Source organism: Mesobacterium pallidum (assembly GCF_019966535.1).
In the GTDB taxonomy this organism is placed as follows: Bacteria; Pseudomonadota; Alphaproteobacteria; order Rhodobacterales; family Rhodobacteraceae; genus Mesobacterium; species Mesobacterium pallidum.
The window spans coordinates 124,719-149,866 of record NZ_JAIMID010000011.1 but is presented as its reverse complement, the minus strand read 5'-3'; the positions used below and the strand labels follow the sequence as shown (position 1 = coordinate 149,866).

At 66.8% G+C, this 25,148-nt stretch carries 25 protein-coding genes; 14 read left to right on the top strand and 11 right to left on the bottom strand.

What is annotated here, in order from left to right:
* Positions 1–18: 18 nt before the first annotated feature.
* From MF270_RS16795 to MF270_RS16785, 3 genes are all read right to left on the bottom strand, one after another.
* On the bottom strand, positions 19–591 hold the full coding sequence (locus tag MF270_RS16795) for a hypothetical protein (RefSeq protein ID WP_238367067.1): 573 nt from the start codon (positions 589–591) through the stop codon (positions 19–21).
* 508 nt (positions 592–1,099) lie between these two features.
* Positions 1,100–2,665, bottom strand: a complete 1,566-nt coding sequence (locus MF270_RS16790; protein WP_238367066.1) for an AMP-binding protein — start codon at positions 2,663–2,665, stop codon at positions 1,100–1,102.
* Between the two features lie 85 nt (positions 2,666–2,750).
* Positions 2,751–3,914, bottom strand: a complete 1,164-nt coding sequence (locus tag MF270_RS16785; protein WP_238367065.1) for an isovaleryl-CoA dehydrogenase — start codon at positions 3,912–3,914, stop codon at positions 2,751–2,753.
* 634 nt (positions 3,915–4,548) lie between these two features.
* Between MF270_RS16785 and MF270_RS16780 the strand changes: the two genes are divergently transcribed.
* The 3 genes from MF270_RS16780 to MF270_RS16770 all read left to right on the top strand — a co-directional run bounded on the left by MF270_RS16780 (position 4,549) and on the right by MF270_RS16770 (position 5,839).
* The gene (locus MF270_RS16780) at positions 4,549–4,941 is read left to right on the top strand and encodes a hypothetical protein (protein ID WP_238367064.1); all 393 of its coding nucleotides are present in this window, start codon (positions 4,549–4,551) and stop codon (positions 4,939–4,941) included.
* 130 nt (positions 4,942–5,071) lie between these two features.
* Entirely contained in the window at positions 5,072–5,542 is a 471-nt protein-coding gene (locus tag MF270_RS16775) for a pyridoxamine 5'-phosphate oxidase family protein (RefSeq protein ID WP_238367063.1), read from the top strand.
* Between the two features lie 108 nt (positions 5,543–5,650).
* Positions 5,651–5,839: a hypothetical protein gene (locus MF270_RS16770; protein ID WP_238367062.1), complete on the top strand. Its 189-nt coding sequence runs from the start codon at positions 5,651–5,653 to the stop codon at positions 5,837–5,839.
* On the opposite strand, the gene MF270_RS16765 is transcribed toward MF270_RS16770, so the two are convergent.
* Both MF270_RS16765 and MF270_RS16760 read right to left on the bottom strand, forming a co-directional pair.
* Positions 5,836–7,023, bottom strand: a complete 1,188-nt coding sequence (locus MF270_RS16765; RefSeq protein ID WP_238367061.1) for a DegT/DnrJ/EryC1/StrS family aminotransferase — start codon at positions 7,021–7,023, stop codon at positions 5,836–5,838. The two genes, MF270_RS16770 and MF270_RS16765, sit on opposite strands and share 4 nt — an antisense overlap.
* Positions 7,024–7,686: an HAD-IA family hydrolase gene (locus MF270_RS16760; protein WP_238367060.1), complete on the bottom strand. Its 663-nt coding sequence runs from the start codon at positions 7,684–7,686 to the stop codon at positions 7,024–7,026.
* A 141-nt stretch (positions 7,687–7,827) separates the two neighbouring features.
* On the opposite strand from MF270_RS16760, the gene glmU reads away from it, so the two are divergent.
* From glmU to MF270_RS16725, 7 genes are all read left to right on the top strand, one after another.
* Positions 7,828–9,183, top strand: coding sequence for a bifunctional UDP-N-acetylglucosamine diphosphorylase/glucosamine-1-phosphate N-acetyltransferase GlmU (gene glmU, locus MF270_RS16755; protein ID WP_238367059.1), 1,356 nt, complete (start codon positions 7,828–7,830; stop codon positions 9,181–9,183).
* Between the two features lie 2 nt (positions 9,184–9,185).
* Positions 9,186–11,009: a glutamine--fructose-6-phosphate transaminase (isomerizing) gene (glmS, locus tag MF270_RS16750; protein WP_238367058.1), complete on the top strand. Its 1,824-nt coding sequence runs from the start codon at positions 9,186–9,188 to the stop codon at positions 11,007–11,009.
* A gap of 3 nt (positions 11,010–11,012) precedes the next feature.
* A complete protein-coding gene (locus tag MF270_RS16745; protein WP_238367057.1) occupies positions 11,013–11,561 on the top strand; it encodes a pyridoxamine 5'-phosphate oxidase family protein in 549 nt (182 codons plus the stop codon).
* The gene (locus MF270_RS16740; protein WP_238367056.1) at positions 11,558–12,235 is read left to right on the top strand and encodes a DNA alkylation repair protein; all 678 of its coding nucleotides are present in this window, start codon (positions 11,558–11,560) and stop codon (positions 12,233–12,235) included. The genes MF270_RS16745 and MF270_RS16740 overlap by 4 nt, the downstream gene beginning before the upstream one ends.
* A 348-nt stretch (positions 12,236–12,583) precedes the next feature.
* Positions 12,584–12,943: an ArsR/SmtB family transcription factor gene (locus MF270_RS16735; protein WP_238367055.1), complete on the top strand. Its 360-nt coding sequence runs from the start codon at positions 12,584–12,586 to the stop codon at positions 12,941–12,943.
* Entirely contained in the window at positions 12,921–13,394 is a 474-nt protein-coding gene (locus tag MF270_RS16730) for an SRPBCC family protein (protein WP_238367054.1), read from the top strand. Before MF270_RS16735 ends, MF270_RS16730 begins: the two co-directional genes overlap by 23 nt.
* Positions 13,391–13,846 (top strand): SRPBCC domain-containing protein, encoded by a 456-nt coding sequence (locus MF270_RS16725; RefSeq protein ID WP_238367053.1) that lies wholly within the window; start codon positions 13,391–13,393, stop codon positions 13,844–13,846. Before MF270_RS16730 ends, MF270_RS16725 begins: the two co-directional genes overlap by 4 nt.
* Positions 13,847–13,939: 93 nt before the next feature.
* On the opposite strand, the gene MF270_RS16720 is transcribed toward MF270_RS16725, so the two are convergent.
* Positions 13,940–14,131, bottom strand: coding sequence for a hypothetical protein (locus MF270_RS16720; RefSeq protein ID WP_238367052.1), 192 nt, complete (start codon positions 14,129–14,131; stop codon positions 13,940–13,942).
* 144 nt (positions 14,132–14,275) lie between these two features.
* Between MF270_RS16720 and pepN the strand changes: the two genes are divergently transcribed.
* A complete protein-coding gene (pepN, locus tag MF270_RS16715) occupies positions 14,276–16,813 on the top strand; it encodes an aminopeptidase N (protein WP_238367051.1) in 2,538 nt (845 codons plus the stop codon).
* 174 nt (positions 16,814–16,987) lie between these two features.
* On the opposite strand, the gene gatB is transcribed toward pepN, so the two are convergent.
* From gatB to MF270_RS16700, 3 genes are all read right to left on the bottom strand, one after another.
* Positions 16,988–18,505 (bottom strand): Asp-tRNA(Asn)/Glu-tRNA(Gln) amidotransferase subunit GatB, encoded by a 1,518-nt coding sequence (gene gatB, locus MF270_RS16710; protein WP_238367050.1) that lies wholly within the window; start codon positions 18,503–18,505, stop codon positions 16,988–16,990.
* Positions 18,506–18,559: 54 nt separating this feature from the next.
* The gene (locus MF270_RS16705) at positions 18,560–19,822 is read right to left on the bottom strand and encodes a hypothetical protein (RefSeq protein ID WP_238367049.1); all 1,263 of its coding nucleotides are present in this window, start codon (positions 19,820–19,822) and stop codon (positions 18,560–18,562) included.
* A gap of 189 nt (positions 19,823–20,011) precedes the next feature.
* Entirely contained in the window at positions 20,012–20,542 is a 531-nt protein-coding gene (locus MF270_RS16700; protein WP_238367048.1) for a hypothetical protein, read from the bottom strand.
* Positions 20,543–20,760: 218 nt separating this feature from the next.
* On the opposite strand from MF270_RS16700, the gene MF270_RS16695 reads away from it, so the two are divergent.
* Positions 20,761–21,183, top strand: coding sequence for a DUF4177 domain-containing protein (locus tag MF270_RS16695; RefSeq protein ID WP_238367047.1), 423 nt, complete (start codon positions 20,761–20,763; stop codon positions 21,181–21,183).
* 388 nt (positions 21,184–21,571) lie between these two features.
* Here MF270_RS16695 and MF270_RS16690 read toward each other — a convergent pair whose 3' ends face one another.
* A complete protein-coding gene (locus MF270_RS16690) occupies positions 21,572–21,829 on the bottom strand; it encodes a BolA family protein (RefSeq protein WP_238367046.1) in 258 nt (85 codons plus the stop codon).
* 75 nt (positions 21,830–21,904) lie between these two features.
* Here MF270_RS16690 and MF270_RS16685 point away from each other — a divergent pair, with 75 nt between their 5' ends.
* The gene (locus MF270_RS16685) at positions 21,905–22,537 is read left to right on the top strand and encodes a J domain-containing protein (protein WP_238367045.1); all 633 of its coding nucleotides are present in this window, start codon (positions 21,905–21,907) and stop codon (positions 22,535–22,537) included.
* A 66-nt stretch (positions 22,538–22,603) separates the two neighbouring features.
* Here the strand turns inward: MF270_RS16685 and MF270_RS16680 are convergent, their stop codons facing one another.
* On the bottom strand, positions 22,604–23,029 hold the full coding sequence (locus MF270_RS16680; RefSeq protein WP_238367044.1) for an OsmC family protein: 426 nt from the start codon (positions 23,027–23,029) through the stop codon (positions 22,604–22,606).
* Positions 23,030–23,151: 122 nt separating this feature from the next.
* Here MF270_RS16680 and MF270_RS16675 point away from each other — a divergent pair, with 122 nt between their 5' ends.
* Positions 23,152–24,828: a hypothetical protein gene (locus MF270_RS16675; RefSeq protein WP_238367043.1), complete on the top strand. Its 1,677-nt coding sequence runs from the start codon at positions 23,152–23,154 to the stop codon at positions 24,826–24,828.
* Positions 24,829–25,148: the final 320 nt, after the last annotated feature.

Genomic DNA, 25,148 nt, shown 5'->3' with positions numbered 1-25,148 from the left:
CGCCTCCCCTTCCTGTCTTCATTCGTTCCGCGCCCGGGGCCGCGTCGCCGGCGGCGCCTTGGCCCAGCCGGCGGTGATCGCATCGGGCGCGGCCCCGAGGTAGCGCGCCATCTGCCAGGCCAGCACGGCCGAGCCGAGCCGGTGATTGGCGTTGCGCGCCTGGCACCATGCCGCCATGAGGTCGGTATCGCCGGCGCAATCGGGCCCGGCCGAAAGATCGAAGGCCAGCGCGTAAAGCTGCGGGTAAAGCAGATCCGACTCCGCCCCCGCCTTCCCTGCGACCGCATCGGGCGCGGGCAGCGTGGCGCGGACGTGGTCGGTCACCGCATCCTGACGCGCGGCAAGGTCGTGCTGGCAGGGCGCGCGGTCCTCGCTGAGGTCGCAGTTCGCAATCCCCACCGTGCCGCAGAATTGCGTGCCGCGGGTCGTGCCGACCTCGAAACTGTCGGCCTCGGGGCCAAGGCGGTGATAGCGCAGGTTGCGCTCGAACCGGGCGATCTCGAGATCGAGGCAGCTGTCGAAATCGGTGGGAAGGGCTTGGGAACCCAGACCCGTCGGCAACAGGATCAGGATATGCAGGAGACGGCTCACTGCACGCCCCCGGAGGTCAGTCGGATGAGGTCGCGCAAATTCACCCACTTGATCGCTTCCTGAGACAGTGGGCACCCTATCTCGGCCGGGAGTACATCCGGAGGGAAGTAACAGGTGCTCGATGTGCCGGAGGTGATCCGGGCGAGGCCCAGTTCGAAACGCACCCTTCGAAAGCCGGTCAACCCGTCGCCCGAGGGCAATACAGCCAAGAGTGCCTCGTTTGCGCGCTCAAGATGCTCGGTGAGATCCGTCAGGCAAAGAAGATGGTCCGGCTCCGGACGACCGAATGCGCAATAGTCAGTCGAGGCGGACACACATTTTATGTCCATGGTACTACCTGTCGGCCCGTCTTGGGTCAAAGCGGCGCAGCCATCGAACCATGTCAGGACGTCAATCCGGAAATCATCTACGCGACCCCCTTGACCATCTTGCGCCGACAAGGCTGCCGGCAGCAGGCCCAAAACTAGGCTGCACACCAAGACCATCCCAAGGATACCGCGCCCGCGTGTCACAATCCTTCCTCCATCGCGCGCAGCTTGAGTTCGCGCCGGATCACCTTGCCGGTCACGGTCACAGGCAGCGCATCCAGAAACCCGATTTCCCTTGGATACAAGTAGTTTGCGAGGCGATCTTTCACCCATATCTGAAGTTCCCCAGCCAGCTTGTCATCGGCCGCGACCCCGTCCTTGACGACCACGTAGGCCTTGACGATCTCGGTCCGCAGCGCGTCGGGCTTGCCGACCACGCCGACCGTGGCGACGGCCGGATGGGTCAGCAGGCAATCCTCGATCTCGGCCGGACCGATGCGGTAGCCGCCGCTCGTGATCACGTCATCGGAGCGCCCGACAAAGCGGAGAAAGCCATCCTCCATCACGCCGCGGTCGCCGGTAACCATCCACTTGCCGCGAAACTTTTCCTTGGTTTCCTGGGGCTTGCGCCAATACTCCAGCATCATGGATGCTGAGCCGCGCATCACGGCCACGTCGCCTTCGCCCTCCGTCTCTCGCCCCTCGGCGTCGATCACGGCGACGCGGTGGCCGGGCACGGCGCGGCCGATGCAGCCGGGTTTCGGCGGGAACAGCGCCTGGCAGGAGGACGCCACCATGTTGCATTCGGTCTGGCCGTAGAATTCGTTGATCGTGACCCCCAGCGCCTCGCGGCCCCAGTCGAGCATCTCGGCCCCCAGCGGCTCACCCCCCGACGCCACCGTGCGCAACCCGGGGATCACCGCGCCCTCGGCCTTGAGCATTCGCAGGGCCGTGGGCGGGAAAAACACATTGCGGACATTGCCTTGCTCGATGATCTTCAGGCATTTCCGCACAACAAAGCGCGGCATTCGCGCGGCCACGACCGGCACGCCCAGCGCAAGCCCCGGCATCAGCACGTCGAAGAGCCCGCCGATCCAGGCCCAATCTGCCGGTGTCCAAAGGCAGTCGCCCTCCTGCCCCAGGAAATCATGGCTCATCTCGACCCCCGGCAGGTGGCCGGTCAGCAGCCGGTGGCCGTGCAGCGCCCCCTTGGGCGCGCCGGTGGTGCCGGAGGTGTAGATCAGCACCGCCGCCTCGTCCGGGCCCGTCGTGTGGATCGCGCGGGTCGCCATCTCGGGCCCCGGCAGTTCGCGCTCGAGCACGGCGCGGGGGCCGAGGCCCTTCAGCATTTCGCGCCCCTCGTCATCGGTCAGCACGACGCCGATGCCGGCATCGTCCATCCGCGTCTTCAGCGCGGCCGGCTGGAACAGCTTGAACAGCGGCACGGAAATCGCGCCCAGCCGCCAGATCGCGACATGCGCCGCCGCGCAATAGGGCGATTGCGACAGCAGGACCCCCACCCGGTGGCCGCGCAGCACGCCGAAGCTGACCAGAGCCGCCTCGATCCGCCGCGACAGCTGCCAAAGCGCGCCATAGGTCACATCGCGCCGCTCTTTCCCGCTGAGGTCGATGATCGCCAGCCGGTCGGGCTCGGTCGCCGCCCAGCCATCGCAGACCTGCTGAGCCATGTTCAGCTCGTCCGGCAGATCCCAGAAGAAGCGTTTGCGCAGCGTGTCGTAATCGGATGCGGGGCGGAGTGTTTTCATCGGGGCCTCGACTGCCCGTCCGGGGACGGATGTTGGTTTGCGTCCCTGCCAAGGTGTAGGCAGAGGCGCCGCGGGCGCAAGCCCGTCACCGCATCGCGGCCATCATCTCGCGTCCCACCAGCATGCGCCGGATCTCGGATGTGCCGGCCCCGATCTCCATCAGCTTGGCATCGCGGAAGAGCCGCCCGACCGGGTTATCAGTCAGGTACCCGGCCCCGCCCATGGCCTGCACCGCCTGGTGCGCGACCTTCATCGCCTCTTCAGAGGCATAAAGCACGCAGGCCGCCGCATCCTGGCGCGTCACCTCGCCCCGGTCGCAGGCCTTGGCGGCCTCGTAGACATAGGCGCGGGACGAATTCATCGCCACATACATGTCGGCGATCTTGCCCTGCATCAGCTGGAAATCCCCGATCGACTGGCCGAATTGCTTGCGTTCGACCATGTAGGGCATGATCTCGTCGAGGCAGTTGGCCATGATGCCCGGCCCGATGGCCGCCAGCACGACCCGCTCGTAATCGAGCCCGGACATCAGGACGCGCGCACCTTTGCCCTCTTCGCCAAGGATGTTTTCGAACGGGACCTCCACGTCGTCAAAGATCAGCTCTGCCGTGTTCGATCCGCGCATGCCGAGCTTGTCGAAATGCTTGGAGGTGCTGAAGCCCTTCATGGTTTTCTCGACCAGGAAGGCGGTGATGCCCTTCGATCCGGCCTCGGGGTTGGACTTGGCATAGACCACCAGCGTGTCGGCATCGGGGCCGTTGGTGATCCAGTACTTGTTGCCGGTCAGTCGGAAGTGATCGTTGCGCTTTTCCGCGCGCAGCTTCATCGACACCACGTCCGACCCGGCCGAGGGTTCGGACATGGCCAGCGCGCCGATATGCTGGCCCGAGATCAGGCCGGGCAGGTATTTCTGTTTCTGCTCATGCGTGCCGTTCAGCTTGATCTGGTTGACGCAGAGGTTGGAATGCGCCCCGTAGCTGAGCGAGACGGAGGCCGAGGCCCGCGCCACCTCTTCCACCGCGATGGCATGGGCGAGGTAACCCATCCCCAGCCCGCCGTATTCCTCGGGGACGGTAATGCCCAGCATCCCCATCTCGCCCATCTCGGGCCACAGCTCGTTCGGGAATGCGTTGGTCTCGTCGATCTGCGCCGCCAGCGGCTTGACGCGATCCTGCGCCCAGCGGTGGACGCTTTCCTGAAGGGCGGCCACGTCCTCGCCAAGGTCGAACTTCATCGTCGCGGTGAACATGGGGCCTCCCCTCCCGTTAATTGAACGCTTGTTCATTTCTAGTCCCGGGACATCATTTCCGTCAATCCTTTTCGCGATGGACGCGTCCAGGCGGCGTTTTCTCGCGTTGCGCGAATCGAAACAGAGTGTCGCGCGGGTCCGGGCAATCCGGAAAAAGGCAAGTGCCACAGTGTCTTCGCAAGAATTCACCAGTTTTGCCTCAATTCCGCCACGCTTGGATGAAAGGTGACCACGTGCCGATTCAGTGGTACATGTTAACCAGTTTTCATACCGGAGCCCGTTATGCTCGACATCCTCCTGATAACTTGCCTTCTCGCCTTGGTCCTCGGTGGAAAAACCGTGACCAAGTCTCGTAATTCGCGCGAGATTCTGGCAAAATCATAGCATTTTCATGGCGTTGCAAATTTGCATGCGGCGCACATACTTATGCATGCGACATGCATATTTTCGCTTTTTCCGGGTTTCAGTTCGTGACAGGGTAGCACCAGGGACCACGAATGCGTGTCCGCATGCCTGAGGCCAGGTGGCGCGCGAAACAAGGAATGAGGCTAACTTGCCAAAACTGCTCAGACAGGTCGACATGCGTTCGGAGCCTGCGTTTCAGCAGCTGAAACAGGCGTCCGCCGTCAAGCGCGTGTCGCGTTTTCTTACCACAATCTACAACCATACCGTGCTTCCGGCACAGACGACCAACGTCGTGACCTATTTCCTGTGCCTGCTGCCCGGGCTGGTGCTGTTCGGTCTTGGCACCTGGCCCCTGCTGGGGGTCGAGCTGTCGCCGTCGCCCTGGCTGACCGGGCTGACGCAGCCCACCGGGATGGGCGCACAGATCGACACGTGGTTCCGCGCCGGCTTTGCGCTTTGTGGCGCGATGCTGGTCTCGGCCGTGCTGGTTCGGCCATTCGCCGCGCTGGCGCTGATCCTCGTGCTGGGTCGGCTGATGATCGAACGCGGTGCCGGCATCGCGCTGGGCGAAGCGTTGATCGCGGTCGCGATCCTTCTGCTGATCCGCGGACGCGCCGACTGAGGTCGGCCAGGGGGACGTGGCCGCGCTCCGTCGGCCCGGGGCGCGTGTCTGCTCGCACCGCCCCGCCCCGCGGCTGGAACATGATCCGCCCCGCCGCGTTGGTCCGTCGAACCGAAAGGAGACGACCACCATGGCACAAGATCTGAAATCCGAGTTCTGGAACCGCATCGACAAGGCGCAGGCCGGCATGCTCGAGGCGGGCGGCGCCGAGATGACGCCGATGAGCCATTTCGCCGACAAGGACGAAGGCGTGCTCTACTTCATCACCGCCGAGGGCACGGATGTGGAACGCGCCTGCCACGGCAGCGCACAGGCGACCCATGTCGTGGCCGACAGCAAGGCGCATCTTTATGCCCGGGTCGAGGGCACGCTGACCCAAGAAAAGAACGAGTCAAAGCTTGATGAACTGTGGTCGCCCGTCGCCGGCGCCTGGTTCGACAAGGGCCGCGACGATCCCAAGGTGCGGCTGATCAAGTTCACGCCGAAGACGGCGGAAATCTGGGCCACGGACGGGGCCGCGGGCTTCATGTACGAGATCGCCAAGGCAAATCTGACCGATGAGACGCCAGATGTCGGCGATCACGGGCTGATCGTCTTCTGATCGACACCACACTCCCGCAATGGGGGAGGTTGTTTGACCGCCTCCCCCATTGATTGCCTTCCAGTTCCTGCATATTTTCGAAGCGGGCGATTGGGAAGAGGGCAGATCATGAGCAAGTACGGCGCCGACAGGCAGGTGGTCGACGTGATATATTCAAGCGGGCATGAGTTCGAGATCGTGCAGACCCGCAGGGTCATCGGCGCCGATGACTTTTCGATCTACAAGGACGGGTCGTACCACCTTGGCGGCTTTGAAAGCCAACTCATGGCGATCGACGCCATCAGGGCAAAGTCCTAACCCTGCCAGACAGCGCCGACTTCTGCCCGGATGATACGGGCGATCAGCGCGCAGTCCTCAAGCTCGAAGGTCAGCGGCAGACGCATGTCGAGGATCGCTTTCAGCACCCGGTCGCTGGCCGGCATTGGCGCGCTTGGTGCATAGCGCCAACTGTCGTAGCGCGAGGTGAAGCCCACCGGCTCGGCCCCGCCGAACCATTTCAGCTCGACCCCGCGCGCCTTGCAGCGGGCGACCACGTCCAGCAGCTTGGCCTCGGGCCAGTCGAGCAGCAGGAACTGGATCGAACTGCCGACATAATATTCCGCCGCGGACCGCTCGACCACCGTGAGACCCGGCGTGCCGCGCAAGCCGTCCTCGACCGCGCGATAGCGTTCGTTCCACCGCTCGCATTGCTCGGTCAGCCGCGCGAGTTGCGGCCGCAGGATCGCGGCGCGCAGGTGGTCCATCCGGCCCGAGACATTGGGCGTGTGGTACTTGATCTCGTCGAACACCTCGGGCCCCGGCGCGGCCGTATGTGTTCCGTACAGCATGTAGGATCCGGACAGCATCACCGCCCGCGCCGCGATCTCGGGGTCGTCGGTGACCAGCAGCCCGCCTTCGCCCGAGTTCATGTGCTTGTAGGTCTGGGTCGAATAGCAGCCCACCGCCCCGTCGGTGCCCGACAGGCGCCCGTTCCAGCGTGCGCCCATGGTGTGGGCGCAATCCTCGATCACCGTGATGCCGGCCGCGTCGCAGATCGCCATCAGCCGGTCCATGTCCGCGAGGTGCCCGCGCATGTGGCTGAGCATCAGCACCTTGGCCTCTCCTGCCTTGGCGGCGAGGTCGTCGAGGTCGATCACCAGCCCTTCGGTCACGCCGACAAAGACCGGCACGGCCCCGACGCTGGCGATGGCGCCCGGGACCGGGGCCAGGGTGAAGGCGTTGGTCAGAACCGTGTCGCCCGGTTGGACGCCCACCGCCCGCAGCGCGCAGGCCAGCGCGTAGCCGCCCGAGGCGACGGCCAGGCAATAGGTCGACCCCATGGCCGCGGCGAATTCCCGCTCAAGCGTGCTCACCTCGCCCTCTTCGCCGGGGGAGAGGTTGTAACGGTGCAGCCGGCCCGAGCGCATGACCTCGACCGCGCGGGCGATGGCCTCTTCGGGGATCGGCTCCTGCTGGGTGAAATTGCCGGTGAAACGCTCCATTCAGACCTCCAGCAAGCGCGCTGCCACCTCGGGCAGCTCGTCGAAATGGGCGATGATGGCTTCGGGCTCCAGCGCCGCCATGTCGCCGCCCGCCGGGCCGAAGCCCACGAGCACGCAGGGCACCCCGGCATTGCGGGCGGTATCGCGGTCGGTGATGCTGTCGCCGACCAGCAGGCAGCGCGCGGGATCGCCGCCCGCACGCCGCGCCGCCTCGCGCAGCGGCTCGGGATCGGGCTTGCGCACCGGCAGCGTGTCGGCGCCGACCATGCTGGCAAAGGCGTCGCGGATGCCCAAGCGACGCAGCAACTCCTCGGCCAGCGCCTCGGGCTTGTTGGTGCAGATGCCAATGTTGAACCCGTCGCCGGCCATCCGCGCAATGCTCTCCATCGCGCCGGGGTACAGCACGGTGTGCACGTCCAAAGCCTCGCCATAGGCGCTCAGCAGCTCGGGATACCAGCGCTCGATCACGTCCTCGTCCAGCCGCCCGGCGCGGGTCAGCCCCGCGCGCAGCATGGCCTTGCCGCCGCGCAGCGCGACGCCTGCGTCACCCGGGCCCAGCAGGTCGCCCAGACCCATGCCGCGAAAGCAATGGTTGGCCGCAGCCAGCAGGTCGCCCGAGGTATCCGCCAGCGTGCCGTCCAGATCGAAGATGACCGTGCCCATATCCGCCCTTTCCCAGATCGGCGCGACCCTGCCCCGATCTGACACAAGCCGCAACCCAAGTTGAACGCCGCAGCGCTTTCCAGCAGGCAGACACAAGGCTAAAAGGGGCGCAAAGACAAAACAGACGACGGGCAGACCCACATGACCACCGGTGCAACCGCACTCATCATCCTGGCGGCGGGCCAGGGCACGCGCATGAACTCGGACCTGCCCAAGGTCCTGCACCCGGTGGCCGGCGCGCCGCTGCTGGCCCATGCGATGAACGCGGGCGCCATGCTGGAGCCGTCGCGGCTGGTCGTCGTGGCCGGTCACGGCGCCGAGGCGGTGCAGGCCGAGGCCGAGGAGTGGAACCCCGCCGCCCAGACCGTCGTGCAGGCCGAAAGGCTGGGCACCGCCCATGCGGTGGCGCAGGCGAAACCGTTGCTCGATGGCTTCGACGGTGACGCGCTGGTGCTTTACGCCGATACGCCCTTCATCCGGCCCGAAACTCTGGAAGCCATGGCCGAGGCGCGCAGCAAGGCCGACGTGGTCGTGCTGGGCTTCGAGGCGGCGGACCCCGCCCGCTATGGCCGCTTGATCATGGACGGAGAGGCGCTGACCCGGATCGTCGAGTACAAGGACGCGACGGACGAAGAGCGCAAGATCACGCTCTGCAACTCCGGCCTCGTGATGGCGGACGCCAAGCTGCTGTTCGACCTGATCGACGCGGTCGGCAACGACAATGCGGCCGGCGAGTACTACCTGACCGACATCGTCGAAATCGCCAGTGCGCGCGGGTTGACGGCCACCGCCATCGCCTGCGACGAATCCGAGACGATGGGCGTCAATTCCCGCGCCGACCTCGCCCGGGCCGAGGCGGCCTTCCAGGCGCGCGCCCGGGCCGAGCTGCTGGACATCGGCGTCACTTTGGTTGCACCCGAGACGGTTTTCCTGGCCCATGACACCTATATCGGCCGCGACAGCGTGATCGAGCCCAACGTGGTCTTCGGCCCCGGCGTGACCATTGAATCCGGCGCGACCATCCGGTCTTTCAGCCATCTCGAAGGCTGCCACGTCAGCCAGGGCGCCACCGTCGGCCCCTTCGCCCGCTTGCGCCCCGGCGCGGAACTGGCCGAAAAGGTGCATGTCGGCAATTTCGTCGAGGTCAAGAACGCGATCATCGATGAGGGGGCCAAGGTCAACCACCTCAGCTACATCGGCGACGCCGACGTGGGCGAAGGCACCAACGTGGGCGCCGGCACCATCACCTGCAATTACGACGGTGTCTTCAAGCACCGCACGACCATCGGCAAACGCGCCTTCATCGGGTCGAACACCATGCTGGTCGCGCCCGTGACCGTGGGCGATGCGGCGATGACCGCGACGGGCACGGTCGTCACCCGCGACGTGCCCGCGGGCGCCATGGCCGTGGGACGTTCGAAGCAGGACAACAAGGACGGGTTCGCGGTGCGGTTCATGGACCGTCTGCGCGCCCTGAAAAAACAAGAGGCAGAGTAGACATGTGCGGAATCGTCGGGGTCTTAGGCAATCACGAGGCGGCCCCCCTGCTGGTCGAGGCGCTCAAGCGGCTCGAGTATCGCGGCTATGACAGCGCGGGCATCGCCACGCTGAACCACGGGACGCTGGACCGCCGCCGCGCGGTCGGCAAGCTGGTGAACCTTTCGGACCTCTTGGTGCACGAACCGCTCGCCGGCAAGGCCGGGATCGGCCACACCCGCTGGGCCACCCACGGCGCGCCGAACACCACCAACGCCCACCCGCACCGCGCGGGCGGCGTCGCCGTGGTGCACAACGGCATCATCGAGAATTACCGCGACCTGCGCGCCGAGCTGTCCGCCAAGGGCGTCGAGTTCGCGACCGAGACCGACACCGAAACCGTCGTGCTGCTGGTCGAACAGGCCATGCAGGCCGGGATGAACGCCGTTCAGGCGGTCGATGCCACACTCGCGCGGCTCGAGGGCGCCTTTGCGCTGGTCTTCCTCTTCGAAGGTCAGGACGACCTGCTGATCGCCGCCCGCAAGGGCTCTCCGCTCGCCATCGGGCACGGGGATGGCGAGATGTTCGTCGGCTCGGACGCGATCGCGCTGTCGCCGCTGACCGACCGGATCACCTATCTCGAGGAAGGCGACCGCGCGGTCGTCACCCGCACGACGCTCGACATCGTCGATGCCAACGGGACCCGCGCCAACCGCGAGGTCCGGCAGGTGCATGTGGACAGCGCCCGGGTCGACAAGGGCGGCTACAAGCACTTCATGATGAAGGAAATCATGCAGCAGCCGACCGTGATCGGCGAATGCGTCAATGCCTACCTCAGCGAGGATGGCCGCGACGTCGTGCTGCCCGGGGCTGGCGTGGATTTCACCAGGGTCGAGCGCATGACCATGGTCGCCTGCGGCACCGCCTTCTACGCCTGCCTGACGGCGAAGTACTGGTTCGAACAGCTCGCCCGCCTGCCGGTCGAGGTCGATATCGCCTCCGAATTCCGCTACCGCGAACCCCCGGTGTCGCCCGGCACCGCCGCGCTGTTCGTCAGCCAGTCGGGCGAGACGGCGGACACGCTCGCCGCGCTGCGCTACAGCACGGGCAAGGCCGACCGGATCCTGTCGGTGGTCAACGTGGCCGAAAGCTCGATCGCGCGGGAAAGCGACCTGGCCCTGCCGATCCATGCCGGGGTCGAGATCGGCGTCGCCTCGACCAAGGCCTTCACCTGCCAGCTGACCGTGCTGCTGCTGATGGCGCTGAAAGCCGCCCATGCCCGCGGGCATCTCAGCGACGACGCGCTGGCCGATCACCTCAGCGCCCTGCGCGGTCTGCCTGGCCATTTGAACCATGCGCTGGACCTTGCCCGCGACGTGGACGCCGCCGCCCGCAAGATCTCCGAGGCGCGCGACGTGCTGTTCCTGGGTCGGGGCGCGATGTATCCCCTGGCACTGGAAGGTGCGCTGAAACTCAAGGAAATCAGCTACATCCACGCCGAAGGCTATGCATCGGGCGAACTCAAGCACGGCCCCATCGCGCTGATCGAACGCGACGTGCCGGTGATCGTCATGGCGCCGCACGACGGGCTTTTCGACAAGACCGTGTCGAACATGCAAGAGGTGATCGCGCGCGGCGCCCAGGTGGTGCTGATGACCGACGCCGCAGGTGCGAAACGGGCGGGCGAAGACTGCATGACCCTCCTGACCCTGCCCGAGGTGCCGGCCCTGTTGGCCCCGATCCTCTACGCCATCCCCGCTCAGCTGCTGGCCTATTACGCGGCCGTCGCCAAGGGCACCGACGTGGACCAGCCCCGCAACCTCGCGAAATCCGTCACGGTGGAGTAAGCCATGGCCAAGCAATTCCCCGCCTTCGAAGAGGCCCACACCCGGTTCATCGCCGAGCAGCACATGTTCTTTGTCGCCACGGCGGCGGCGACGGGCCATGTGAACGTCTCGCCCAAGGGCCGCGACAGCCTGCGCGTGCTGGGGCCGAACCGGCTGATCTGGTTGAACCTCACCGGCTCGGGGAACGAGACCGCCGGGCACCTGGCGCAAGTCAACCGCATGACGGTGATGTGGTGCAGCACCACCACGCGCCCGCTGATCCTGCGCGCCTTCGGCACGGCGCGGACCCTGCACCATGACGCGCCCGACTGGGACGACATGGTTGCGCAGTTCGGCAACCCGCCCGGCGCGCGGCAGGTCTACGACATGGATGTCACGCTGGTGCAGACCTCCTGCGGTTACGCCGTGCCCTTCATGGAGTTCAGATCCGAGCGCGACACGCTCGAGACCTGGGCAAATGACAAGGGCCCCGAGGGCATCCGCGCCTACTGGGAGGAAAAGAACACCCAAACGCTCGACGGCGCTCCCACCGGGATCGAGGCGAACTGGTGAGCCTCGAGGATGCCCTGGCCGAGCTGCGCGCCGCCATCGAGCCCGGCCGCGCCGAGCAGATGGCCGCCTACCACAAGCAAACGCGCGCGGTCCTGGGCATCCCCAACCCGGCGCTCAACGACATCACCAAGGGCTGGCGGCAATCCATGACGGTCGCGGACCGCGTCGCGCTCGCCGATGCGCTCTGGCAGACCGACATCTTCGAGGGCCGCATCGCCGCCGCCAAGCTGCTGACCCAGGCCCGCATCCGCCCCGACGATGCGGCCTGGCGGCTCATCGCCTCCTGGGTGCCCGATTTCGACAGCTGGGCCATCGCCGACCACGCCTGCATGGCCGGGCAGAAACGCCTGACAGCCGACCCCGCGCGCCTGGACGAGGTCGAGAGCTGGACGACCTCCCCGCACATGTGGACCCGCCGCGCGGCGCTGGTCATGACCCTGCCCTGGACCAAGCAGAACAACCCCAAGCCCGAGGACCTCGCCGCCCGCGACCGCATCCTCGGCTGGGCCGCGGGCTACGTGACCGACCCCGACTGGTTCATCCAGAAGGCCGTCGCCTGGTGGATCCGCGACCTGTCCAAGCACGATGCCCCCCGCGCCCGCGCATTCGTCGACGCCCATGGCCCGCAGATGAAGCCCTTCGCCGCCAAGGAAGCCGCCCGCCTGCTGCCCTGATGCGCCGCTGGCGAAGCTCGCGCCTGTCGGCACGGTTGCGTCGCCTCCGGCGGGAGTATTCGGGGAAAAGTGAAAGGCTGGGCGCTGGTTCCCTCTTCATCTTTCCAGAAGTATCCCGGGGAACGTGAGGGGCCGGCCCCTCACTCCTGCAGGTGCCGCGCGCGCTGGTCCCTCGCATCGCGCCGGATCCCCCTTCATTGTGCCAATAAACTCCGGGGTCCGGGGCAGCGCCCCGGTCCGACCGTCAAGGCCGGGATCCACTAAAAGTTAGGTCATGCCCTAAGTTTTTTGTTGACCTGTCCCTCGCGCCCGGAATACTTAGGCCACAACCTAACCAAACACGGTGCCATGAACCTCGCCCCCGGACAGCTCGACCGCCTTTTCACCGCGCTGGGGGATCCCACGCGGCGGGCGATCCTCGAGCGGCTGGCGCGGGGGCCGGCGACGGTGTCGGAACTGGCCGCGCCGCATGACATGGCGCTGCCCAGCTTCATGGGCCATGTGACCCGGCTGGAACAGGCCGGCCTCGTGACGACCCAAAAGCAAGGCCGCACCCGGCACGTGGCCCTTGTCCCCGGGGCCTTCACCCCGGTTCAGGGCTGGTTGGAAGAGCAACGCGCGATCTGGGGCGCCCGCCTCGATCGCCTCGACGATTACGTGACACGGCTAGCAAGGGAGCGCGCCAATGACACTCGACCCGACGACTGACCTGACCTTCACCCGGACCCTGCGCGCGCCGCGCGCCCTGCTCTGGGAATGCTGGACCAGGCCCGAGCACATCCCGCATTTCTTCGTCCCTCGCCCGCACAAGATCGTCAGTGTCGACATCGACCTGCGGGTCGGCGGCCGCTTTGACACGGTCTTCGACGTCGAAGGCAACAAGATGGACAACAAGGGCGTCTACCTCGAGATCATCCCCGAGGAAAAGCTCGTCTTCACCGACAGCTACGAGGAAGGCTGGAAGCCCAAGGCCGACCCCTTCATGACCGCCATCGTCGAGATGTCGGATGCGCCGGACGGCGGCACGATCTACACCGCGACGGCGCGGCACCGCACGGCCGAGACGGCCGAGACGCACAAGCAGATGGGGTTCTACGACGGCTGGGGCACGGTGGCCACGCAGCTGGACGACTACGCCCTGTCGCTGGTCGCGAAATGAGCGAGGACCGCACCATGGTCCTGGTGCGCGAGATCGCGGCGCCCGTCGCCGCGGTCTGGGCCGCCTGGACCGACGCCGAGGCGCTGCCGCTCTGGTGGGGCCCCGAGGGGTTTTCCTGCCGCACCCACCGGATCGACCTGCGGGACGGCGGGGAATGGGTGTTCGACATGATCGGCCCCGATGGCACGCTCTATCCAAACCATCACCGCGGCCTCCGCTACACGCCGCAGACCCGGATTGCGTTGACGCTGGGCCATGGCGAACACGGCCCCGACCATGCGGACCAAGTGATTACCTTCGAAGACCTCGGCGAGGCGACCCGGGTCACCCTGCGCATGACCTTCGTGACGGTCGAGGAATTCCAGACCGCCCGCGGCTTCGGGGCCGAGGCGCTGGGGCTGCAGACCCTGTCGAAGCTCGCCCGCCACATCGGGGCCGAGGTGCTGGCATAAAGCACCGAACGTGATGCAAGGAAAAAGGCCGCGCCAGGGTATGGCGCGGCCAAGTTGGTGACCCGAGGGAGGGGGTCGATCAAGAAAGCGGGGTCAGTCGGCGACCTCGCCGGTGCGGCCATCCACTTGGGTGGCGGCACCATCCGGGCCGTCGGCGGCGACGAAGGTCCAGCCCACCCATCCGACGAACATCAGGATCACGACGGCGAGCGCCCCCTTGATGCCCATGAGGGCGGGCTTGTGGCGGCGTTCTTCCTTGGTGATGTCGGTGTCCGGTGCGGACATGGGTCAGCTCCTGTCGTTGTCTCTGTTCATCCTCTCAACGCGCCTCTGCGCGAAAGGTTCCCCGCGAATTCAGGCGATGCGCTGGACACTCCCCGGCCCCCGCGCCAAGTTGCGCTCCAAAGCGCAACCGACCCGGAGCCTGACATGAAGGACGCCGCCCCCAAGACGATCTACCTTGCCGATTACCAGCCCTTCGGCTGGCGGGTGGAGGATGTGCACCTGACCTTCCGCCTCGCCCCCGATGCGACACGGGTGCTGAGCCGCATCCGCTTTGTGCCCACCACGGGGGGCGAGTTTTTCCTGCACGGCGAAAAGCTGAAACTGATCAGCGCCAGCATCGACGGCGGCCCGGCCGAGGTCACCCAGACCGACGAGGGCCTGACCTGCCCCGTCCCCGATGCCCCCTTCACCTGGGAGGCGGAGGTCGAGATCGACCCCATCGCCAACAAGGCGCTCGAGGGGCTTTACATGTCGAACGGCATGTATTGCACCCAATGCGAGGCCGAAGGGTTCCGCAAGATCACCTTCTACCCCGACCGGCCCGACGTCATGTCGGTCTTTACCGTGCGGATCGAGGGGGACGAACCGGTCAAGCTGTCGAACGGCAACCCCGTGGCGAAAGGAGAGGGCTTTGCCGAATGGCATGACCCCTGGCCCAAACCCGCCTACCTCTTCGCGCTGGTCGCGGGGGATCTGGTGAACCATCCCGGGTCTTTCACCACGAAATCCGGCAAGGAGATCGAGCTGAACATCTGGGTCCGCCCCGGTGACGAGGGCAAATGCGCCTTCGGCATGCAGGCGCTGAAGGAGTCGATGAAATGGGACGAGGATGTCTATGGCCGGGAATACGACCTCGACATCTTCAACATCGTGGCCGTGGACGATTTCAACATGGGCGCGATGGAGAACAAGGGGCTGAACATCTTCAACTCCTCTTGCGTGCTGGCCTCGCCCGAGACGTCCACCGACATGAACTTCGAGCGGATCGAGGCGATCATCGCGCATGAGTATTTCCACAACTGGACCGGCAACCGCATCACCTGCCGCGACTGGTTCCAGCTGTGCCTGAAAGAGGGGCTGACGGTCTATCGCGACAGCCAGTTCACATCCGACATGCGCTCGGCTCCGGTCAAGCGGATCGACGACGTGATCGCCCTGCGCGCCCGGCAATTCCCCGAGGACCAGGGGCCGCTGAGCCACCCGGTGCGGCCGGAAAGCTTTCAGGAGATCAACAACTTCTACACCGCAACGGTCTATGAAAAGGGCGCCGAGGTGATCGGCATGCTCAAGCGGCTGGTGGGCGACGCGGCCTATGCCCGGGCGCTGGATCTCTATTTCGAGCGGCACGATGGCGACGCGGCGACGATCGAGGATTGGCTGAAGGTCTTCGAGGACACGACCGGCCGGGACCTCACGCAGTTCAAGCGCTGGTACAGCCAGTCCGGCACCCCGCGCGTGACCGTGGCCGAGGATTGGGCCGATGGCACCTATACGCTGACCTTCAAGCAGATGACGCCCCCCACCCCCGGCCAGCCCGAGAAACTGCCGCAGGTGCTGCCCATCGCCGTGGGCCTTCTGTCGCCCAATGGTGACGAAGTCGTGCCGACCACCGTGCTCGAGATGACGGAGGCGGAGCAGTCGTTCACATTCGACGGGCTGTCCGCGAAACCCATCCCGTCGATCCTGCGCGAGTTCTCGGCCCCCGTGGTGCTGGACCGCGTGGTCAGCCGCGAGGAACGCGCCTTCCTGCTGGCCCATGACACCGATGCGTTCAACCGCTGGGAAGCCTCGCGCGATCTGGCCCGCGACTGCCTTGTCGCCATGGTCCGCGACGGCGCGGGCCCCGATACGCTCTGGCTGGACGGGCTGCGCGAGGTGCTGCGCGACGAGAGCCAGGACCCGGCCTTCCGCGCGCTGATGCTGCAGGGCCCAAGCCAGAGCGAGATCGCGCAGGTGCTGGCCGATACCGGCAGCACGCCCGACCCGATGGCAATCTGGCAGGCGAACGAGACCCTGCTGGACACGATGGCCGACCGCTGGGCCGACCTGCTGCCCAGCCTCGCGGCCGAGGCCGCGGTGACCGAACCCTATGCCCCGAACGCCGAGCAATCGGGTAAGCGGTCGCTGGGCACGGCCGTGATGGCGCTGCAACGGCGGCTCGACAGCGGGGCCAATGCGCAGGCGGTGTTCGACCATGCCGACAACATGACGCTGCAACTCTCGGCCCTCGCCAACCTCTTGCGTGCAGGCCGCGGCACCGAGGCGCTGAAGCAGTTCGAAACGCAATGGCAGGATGACCGGCTGGTCATGGACAAGTGGTTCGGGCTGCAAATCTCGGCCGCACACCCCGACGAAGTCGTCGCGGTGACCGAGGCGCTGACCCGGCATCCGGCCTTTGACATGACCAACCCCAACCGCTTCCGTGCGGTCTTTGGCGCGCTGGCCGGGCACCACGCGGGCTTTCACCGGCCCGAGGGCTACGCGCTGCTGGCGGACTGGCTCATCAAGCTCGACCCGCTGAACCCGCAGACCACGGCGCGGATGTCGACCGCCTTCCAGACCTGGCGCCGCTACGACAGCGCGCGGCAGGCCGCCGCCAAGGCCGCGCTCGAGCGCATCGCCGCCACGCCGGGCCTGTCGCGCGACACCTCCGAGATGGTCACGCGTATCCTGGCCAGCTGACCCGGCCCCCCTGCACATAACAAAAGGGCCCGCACGACGCGGGCCCTTTTCGATTTGGGTAGGGTGGGGTTTAACCCCACCATGTCTCACCGCCCCAGCTTGGCCACCAAGAGGTCGTTCAAGGGGCAGCGTTGCGCGGACCTGCGACCGGGTGCAGCTTGCCCGCAGGATGCGTTATGCCTGCGCAAGTTTCTGCGCGACGAGCTCATTCACCGCTTTCGGGTTCGCCTTGCCGCCCGTTGCCTTCATCACCTGTCCGACGAACCAGCCGGCCAGCTTGGGGTTGGCCTTGGCCTTTTCGACCTGCGCGGGGTTGGCGGCGATGATCTCGTCCACGGCGGCCTCAATGGCGCCGGTGTCGGTCACCTGCTTCATGCCGCGCTCTTCGACGATCTTTTCCGGGTCGCCGCCCTCGGTATAGACGATCTCGAACAGGTCCTTGGCGATCTTGCCCGAGATGGCATCGGACTTGATCAGCTTGATGATCCCGGCCAGCTGCGACGGGGACACGGGGCTGTCCTCGATGGAATGGTCTTCCTTTTTCAGCCGGCCGAAGAGCTCGTTGATGACCCAGTTGGCCGAGAGCTTGCCGTCCCCCGCCTCACCCGCCACGGCCTCGAAATAGGCGGCATTCGCCACCTCGGCGGTCAGCACCGAAGCGTCGTATTCGGACAGGCCGAAATCACCGACAAAGCGCGCCTTCTTGGCGTCCGGAAGCTCGGGGAGCGAGGCCTTGATATCGTCCACCCAGGCCTGCTCGATCTCGAGCGGCAGCAGGTCGGGGTCGGGGAAGTAGCGGTAGTCGTGCGCTTCCTCCTTGGACCGCATCGAGCGGGTCTCGTTCTTGTCCGGGTCATAGAGGCGCGTTTCCTGGTCGACCTTGCCGCCCGCCTCGAGGATCGCGATCTGGCGCTTGGCCTCGTAATCGATGGCCATCTGGATGAACCGCATGGAGTTCATGTTCTTGATCTCGCAGCGCGTGCCGAGATGCGAGAAATCCTGCGTTTCCTGGTACTTCTCGTATTGACCGGGACGGCAGACGCTGACGTTCACGTCGGCGCGCAGGTTGCCATTCTGCATGTTGCCATCACAGGTGCCGAGGTAGCGCAGGATCTGGCGCAGCTTGGTGACATAGGCAGCGGCCTCTTCGGGGCCGCGGATGTCGGGGCGCGAGACGATCTCCATCAGCGCCACGCCCGTGCGGTTGAGGTCGACGAAGGACATGTTCGGGTCCATGTCGTGGATCGACTTGCCGGCGTCCTGCTCGACATGGATGCGCTCGATCCGCACGAGGCGGGCGATGCCCGGCTCCATGTCCACGAGGATCTCGCCCTCGCCCACCAGCGGATGGTAGAGTTGGCTGATCTGGTAGCCCTGCGGCAGGTCGGGGTAGAAGTAGTTCTTGCGGTCGAAGGCCGACTTGAGATTGATCGCCGCCTTCAGGCCCAGGCCCGTGCGCACGGCCTGCTCGATGCAATATTCATTGATCACGGGCAGCATGCCGGGCATGGCCGCGTCGATGAACGACACGTTGGAATTGGGCTCGGCCCCGAAGCGCGTCGAGGCGCCCGAGAACAGCTTGGCCTGGCTGGCGACCTGGGCATGGACCTCCATGCCGATCACCAGTTCCCAATCGTACTTGGCGCCCGCGATCACCTTGGGCTTGGGGGTCTCATAGGTCAGGTCCAGCATGGCTTCGTTCCCGTCGTGTCAACGGGGATGGCTTAGCCAAAGCCCGCCCGGGTTTCAATGCTTGGCGGCGCGGGAAAGTCGACGCGGCTGCACCTGGACAGGGCTCGCCTCGCACATGAGGACCTGCAAGCCGAAGCCCTCGGGCATGTATTGCGGCAGGGACTGCACGAAACGGCCCATCGAGTCGCGGCTGGGCAGGGTCGAGCGGCGCAACCGGCGCATCGCCGTGTCGCAGGGCGACAGGCGGTGCAGGGCCTCGGACCAGTAGGCGGGGTGCAGGGCAGAGACGTGGTCCAGCATGATCCAGCGGAAGGCCTTGTGCAGCCGCGCGCGGTTGTCGCTGGCCCGGCCCGGACGCTCGCAGGGCTCGGGGCGCATGGTGATCCCGGCAAAGGCGGCCCAGAGGTTCGCCTCGCGCGGGGTCTCGGCGCGGGCCAGAATGTCGTGAACGCCTTCCAGGAACAGCTCGGGGTTCATCGTGGCCGCGGCCTCTTCGTCCAGCGCCAGCGCATCCATCCAGACCCAGGCATAGGCGCCCCGGCCCCAAATGCCGCGGGTGCGGTCCATGGTCTTGCGCGCCTCTTCCTCAATCCGGTCATGCGAGCCGAACCAGCGCGGCAGCAGGTAGGTGCCGAGCCCGCGCATGTGCATCGGGTTGGTGGGGTCGAGGTCGATCAGCCGCTTGAACTCGGCGCGCACGCCCAGCGTCGGGTCCGACGACGCGGGAAGCACCGCACAGCGGGCCGTGGCCACGGCGGCCGAGTTCGGAGCGTATCTCGAGATCACGTCCACGATCTCGGCCGCGCGGTCGATATGGGCACGATAGGCGGCGTCGCGATCGGGGCTGAGGCTGCTGGCCGGAACGGTGCCGCGCAGGGACTGGCCCAGATCGATGTGGCCAAGCGCGGCCAGCAGGGCCGGAACGTAGTCCGACGGGTAGTTGGCCATCAGCCTTTCGATGATCTCGACCGTGGGCACCTTGGAAAGGCTGCCTGCCTCCTGCAAGGCGTCGCGCGCGCCCATCGCCAGCAACAGCGTCACGGGCATCCAGTCGGGCGCGGTGCTGCGCTTGGCATCCTCTGTCCGGAACAGATGCGACAGGTCGTTCCATCGCTTCATCGTTGCCTTGACCCGCGCGCGGTCGCGCCAGGCCTGGCGGATCGGCAGCGCGCAAGAGGCGGGATCGACCGGCAGGGTCAGGTGCAACGGTTTGCCTGTGACGGACGGGCGGCTGATGCTCGGGAAGGCGTGGATCGACATGGCGACACCTGTTGTTATCTGGACCTCGGGGATCGCCGCCAATTGGGACAAATCCATGACGAAGGTCCGAAGAAACCGGGGGCCTGTTCGGGAGTTCCGGTCAAAGGCCAAGGTTAACCAAAAATCGTTTCTTCATAAATGGTTAACACATGCAAATTAACCTGTTCAATGGCGAAGGTCCGTCGCATTCCGGCGCGGCGCGCGGCAACGGGATTCGGTGGTATACAAACGCTGTCGGGGACGCGATCAGCCCAACCGGAAAGCGCGGCGCAGGTCCTCGAGCGCCTCTTTCTGGCTGGGGCTCAACTGGCCCGTGCCGGCCTGCGCCGTGGCCTGCACCACATCGATCAGGGGTTGGAACCCCTCGGCCCCGCGCAGCTTGTACAGCTTGCGGCCGATGCGCGGGATCGCCTGCACCGCGCCGCCGCACTGGCCGACCAGCCAGCGGCCAAGGATCAGCATCTCTTCGGCATCGGCCAGCGTCAGGCCGGTGGCGCGGCCAAGCGAGGCGGCGAGTGCCCGCCGCTGCTCGGCCGTGGGCAGGTCATCGAGCTCGACGAAGGCCTCGCCCAGCGCGGCGATGGCCAGCCGGTGATCGTCCAGCGCCTCGACCGGGTGCTGGCTGGACCGGCGGGTAAAGCCGAAGCGCCGCGCGGCAAGGCGGACATCATTGGCGGCCTCCATCAGCTCGGTGGCGATGTGATGGGCATTGCGGGCGCGGATGACGTAGAACCAGGCCGCGGCAGCGATCCCGAGCGCGGCAATCAGGAAAGGCATTGGCGGTCTCCGTGACCGGGTTGAATACGCGGCCACGCTAAGCGGGCCGCGACCTGCTGGCAAGGATGCACGTCGCCTCGGCGGGCGCACAAGAACGGGCCAGCGCTCGGGCCGGGTAGACCGGGCGCGCCGCTCGGCACGCGGGCGCAGATGCCGCGAGCCTTTCCAAGCCCGCCGCCGCCTGCTATCCCGCGCCCCGGGAAACAAGGGGGCGGGTGATGACACGCTACGCATACAGGGTCGTTCCGGCCCCGGCCAAGGGCGAGAAGGCCAAGGGCGTCAAGAGCGCCGAGGGGCGGTTCGCCCATGCTCTGGAACGGCTGATGAACGAGATGGGTGCCGAGGGCTGGGACTACCTGCGCGCCGACACCCTGCCAAGCGAGGAACGCACGGGCCTGACCGGCCACGTGACCAACTGGCGCTCGGTCCTGGTGTTCCGCAAGGCCCTGGTCGAGGACACCCCCCTGCCCGAGGCGGCCGGGGACGACACGGCTGAAGACGAGATGCCCGAGACCGATGACGCGGAGGGGGAAGCGGAGACGGAGACCCGGCAAGACTCCGCTCCCGACCCCGACGACTGGACCCGCGCGGCCGAGGAGAGGGTCAAGGATTTCGCAGAGGACAACGACAGCCGCCGGTGATCGCAGGACCGAGCGGCGCACGGTCCGTCCCAGGTGTGACGGGTGCTGCGGGGACAAGGCTGCGAAGCCGGTTTGCGCGCCTTTGTCGGCCCGCCAGTGCAAGCCCGGGGCCTGCCCGTCGCGCGCCACCGGGTGCCCCGCAACATGCCCGGTCAAATGATGAGGCGGCGGGCGCCCGGTCTGTCCTGTGCCTCCAACCGCTCGGGCGGCAGGCGCCTGTGGCCGAGGACGGAGTGAGGGGCCAGCCCCTCACACTCCCCGGAGTTTAGGGGCACAATGAAGGGGATCCCCTGCGCCCTGCTTTCACTTTTCCCGAAATACTCCCGCCGGAGGCAGACCCAGGGCAGCGCCCTGCCCCGCCCTGGCCGGTCCAGGCGCGCGGCCCGGATCACGCGTCGATGTCGAGCGCCAGGGCGTGGATCTCGCCCACCAGGTCGGGCCCCAGCGCCTTGTGCACCGCCCGGTGCCGGGCCAGGCGGTTCTGGCCCGCGAATCCCGTCGCCCGGATTCGCACGGCAAAATGGCTCTCGCCCGTGCCGTCGTCGCCGGAATGCCCCGCGTGCCGGTTGCTCTGGTTTTCGACGATCAGCTCGCGCGGCGCGAACGCGGCGCGCAGACGGGTCTCGATTTCTTCGGCTCTGGTCATTTTTTCGCGTCCTGCCTCTTCAATTCTGTGCCCCATAGCCTATCCTTGAGCGCCTGAGTCGAAAAGGTGAGATCAATGAGCAGACCTGACCCCTTCGGTTTCGACATGTCCGTGTCGTCGTCCAAGAAGAAGAACCCACGTGGGCGGCGCGGCATGTCGGGCGCGTCCGAAACCTCCACGCGCCTGTGCGAACACGAGGGTTGCGAGGAAGCCGGCCAGTACCGGGCGCCGAAAGCGCCCGACGTGCTGGATGATTACTTCTGGTTCTGCAAGGAGCACATCCGCGAATACAATCTCAAGTGGAACTTCTTCCAGGGCCAGACCGAGGCCGAGTTGAACGCCCAGATGTCCAAGGACAAGGTCTGGGAACGCGAGACCAAGGATTTCCGCGACCCCGAGGCGCGGGCCTGGGCGCGGCTGGGGATCGAGGACCCGCACCAGGTGCTGGGCGAGAACGCGACCCGCAACCCGGGGCGCAACAAGGCCGCCACCGGCGGCGGCAAGCGCCTGCCCCCGACCGAGCGGCGCGCGGTCGAGATCCTCGAGATCAACGAATCCGCCACCAAGGCCGAGGTGCGCAAGGCCTACAAGGCGCTGATCAAGGTGCTGCACCCGGACATGAACGGCGGCGACCGCAGCCAGGAAGAGCAGCTGCAGGAGGTCATGTGGGCCTGGGACCAGCTCAAGGAAAGCCGCAACTTCAAGTGACGGCCTTCGGGTCGACCGGGACGCGGGGCGGGAGGGATCACCTTCCGCCCCGTCGTCATCGGGGCGCTACATGTCGAGCACGGCATCCATGGTGATCCGCGCCTTCAGCACACGCGACACAGGGCAGGTCGACTTGGTCTCGGCCGCGATGTCGCGAAAGGTGGCGTCGTCGATGCCGGGGATCTGCGCCTTCACGTCCAGGTGGATCTCGGTGATCGTGAATCCGTCCCGGTCCTGGTCCAGCGTCACCGTCGCCGTGGTGCGGATCGAATCCGGCTCATAGCCCGACTCGCCGAGGTTGGCCGACAAGGCCATCGAATAGCAGGCCGCATGGGCCGCGCCGATCAGCTCCTCGGGGTTGGTGCCGGGATCCTCGCCGAAGCGGCGGCCAAAGGAATACTTGGCGTCCTTGATGACTCCGGACTGGGTCCAGATCTCTCCGCCACCGGTCTTCAGATCGCCGCGCCATGCGGCCGAGCCCTTGCGTTTCATGTCGGTCCCTTTCGTTTGCCGTCCGGTACAGGCGTAACACGCCCAGCGTGCATGTCGAGCAGGGACTTGCCATTTCCTGCCTGCATCCCGACGATGGGCGGGCCCAGCTGAGGAGGCCCGCGATGGACTACCCCTACGATCTCGGCCCCTACCGGCGTCCCGTCACGACCCAGGTGCCCGCCGCGCAGACCTGGTGGGACCGGGGGCTGATGTGGTGCTACGGCTTCAACCACGAAGAGGCGATCGCCTGTTTCCGCGAGGCGCTGGCCGCCGATCCGTCGCTGGCCATGGCCCATTGGGGCATCGCCTGGGCGACGGGGCCGAATTACAACATGCCCTGGGCGATCTACGACGAGGCGGGGCGCGCGGCGGCCCTCGCGGCAGCCCATACCGCGACCGAGGCAGCCCTGGCAGGGGCCGACGCGGCCGCGCCCGTCGAACAGGCCCTGATCGCGGCCCTGCCCCGGCGCTATCCGCAGGCGACCCCGGCGGAGGAAGAGACCATGCGCGGCTGGGATGCCGATTTCGCGGCGGCCATGCGCGATGTCCATGCCCTCTTTCCCGAGGACCTCGACACCGCCACGATCTTTGCCGATGCGCTGATGAACCTGACCCCCTGGCAGATGTGGACGCTCGATGGCGCCCCCGGCCCGGTCACGGCCGAGACGCGCGCCGTGCTCGAGACCGCGCTCGCCCGCCCCGGCGGCATGGCGCACCCGGGCCTGCTGCACCTTTACGTTCACCTGATGGAGATGTCGCCCTGGCCCGAGCTGGCCCTGCCCCAGGCCGACGTGCTGCGGACCCTCGCGCCGGGGGCCGGGCATCTTGTCCACATGCCCAGCCATATCGACATCCAGGTCGGCGATTACGCCGCCGCCCTGCGCGCCAACGAGGCGGCGAGCCGCGCCAACATGGTCTATTACGACCGAATGGGCGCGATGAACCTCTATACCGGCTACCGGATCCACGATGAGCATTTCGCCATCTACGCCGCGCTCTTCCTCGGGGCCGAGGCCCCGGCCCATGCCGCCCTCGCCCGGATGCAAGCCACCGTGCCCGAAGAGATGCTGCGGATAGAAAGCCCGCCCATGGCGGACTATTTCGAGGCCTACCTGTCCATGGCGCCGCATATCCTCGTGCGCTTCGGCAAGTGGGACCAAATCGTCGCCATGGGCTATCCCGAGGAGCGGGCGCTCTACTGCACGCTCACGGCCATGATCGACTACGCCAAGACCGTCGCCCTCTCGGCGCTCGGCCGGGTGGCAGAGGCCGAGACACAGATGTCCCGGTTCGAGGCGTCGAAGGCGGCCGTGCCGGAGACGCGCCTGTTGCACAATTGCCGGGTGGTGGACCTGCTGGACATCGCCACCGAAATGGCGCGGGGCGAGCTCGCGTACCGCAAGGGCAGCTACGACGTGGCATTTGCGCACCTGCGCCGCGCGGTGGCACTGGACGACGCGCTCCCCTACGACGAGCCCTGGGGCTGGATGCAGCCCACCCGCCACGCGCTTGGCGCGCTGCTGCTGGAACAGGGGCGCATGGAAGAGGCCGAGAAGGTCTACCGCGAGGACCTGGGCCTTGCGGGCGCCCTGCCCCGCGCCTGCCAGCACCCGGACAACGTCTGGTCGCTGTATGGCCTCATGACCTGCCTCGACGCCCGCGCCGCCCCCGAGGCCGAACGGCGCCTGATCGCCGGCAAGCTCGCCATCGCCCAGGCCCGCAGCGACGGCATCGCGGCCAGCTGCGGCTGCGCGCAGGCGGCGATGGCTCGTTCGAATTCGGGGTGTTGCGCGGGCTGAACAGGCGCAGAGGGGGCCAGCCCCCTCGGCCCCCTGGGCCTCACCCCCGGAGTTTATCGGCAAGATGAAGAGGGATCCGGGGCCGCTGCTTTCACTTTTCCTCAAATGCTCCCGCCGGAGGCGTCACCTGTCCTGCGGAGGGAGGCGCCAGGCCCTCGCGCCGAAGGCGCGGTACAAGGAAACGAGGGGCGCTGCCACTCGAGCTCCCCGGGATATTTCCGGAAAGATGAACAAGGAACCGGATCCGTCTTGCAACTTTCCTGGAATACTCTTGCCGGAGGTCATGGCGCGGGACCGGCCCCGGGCCGGTCTCGCGGCAC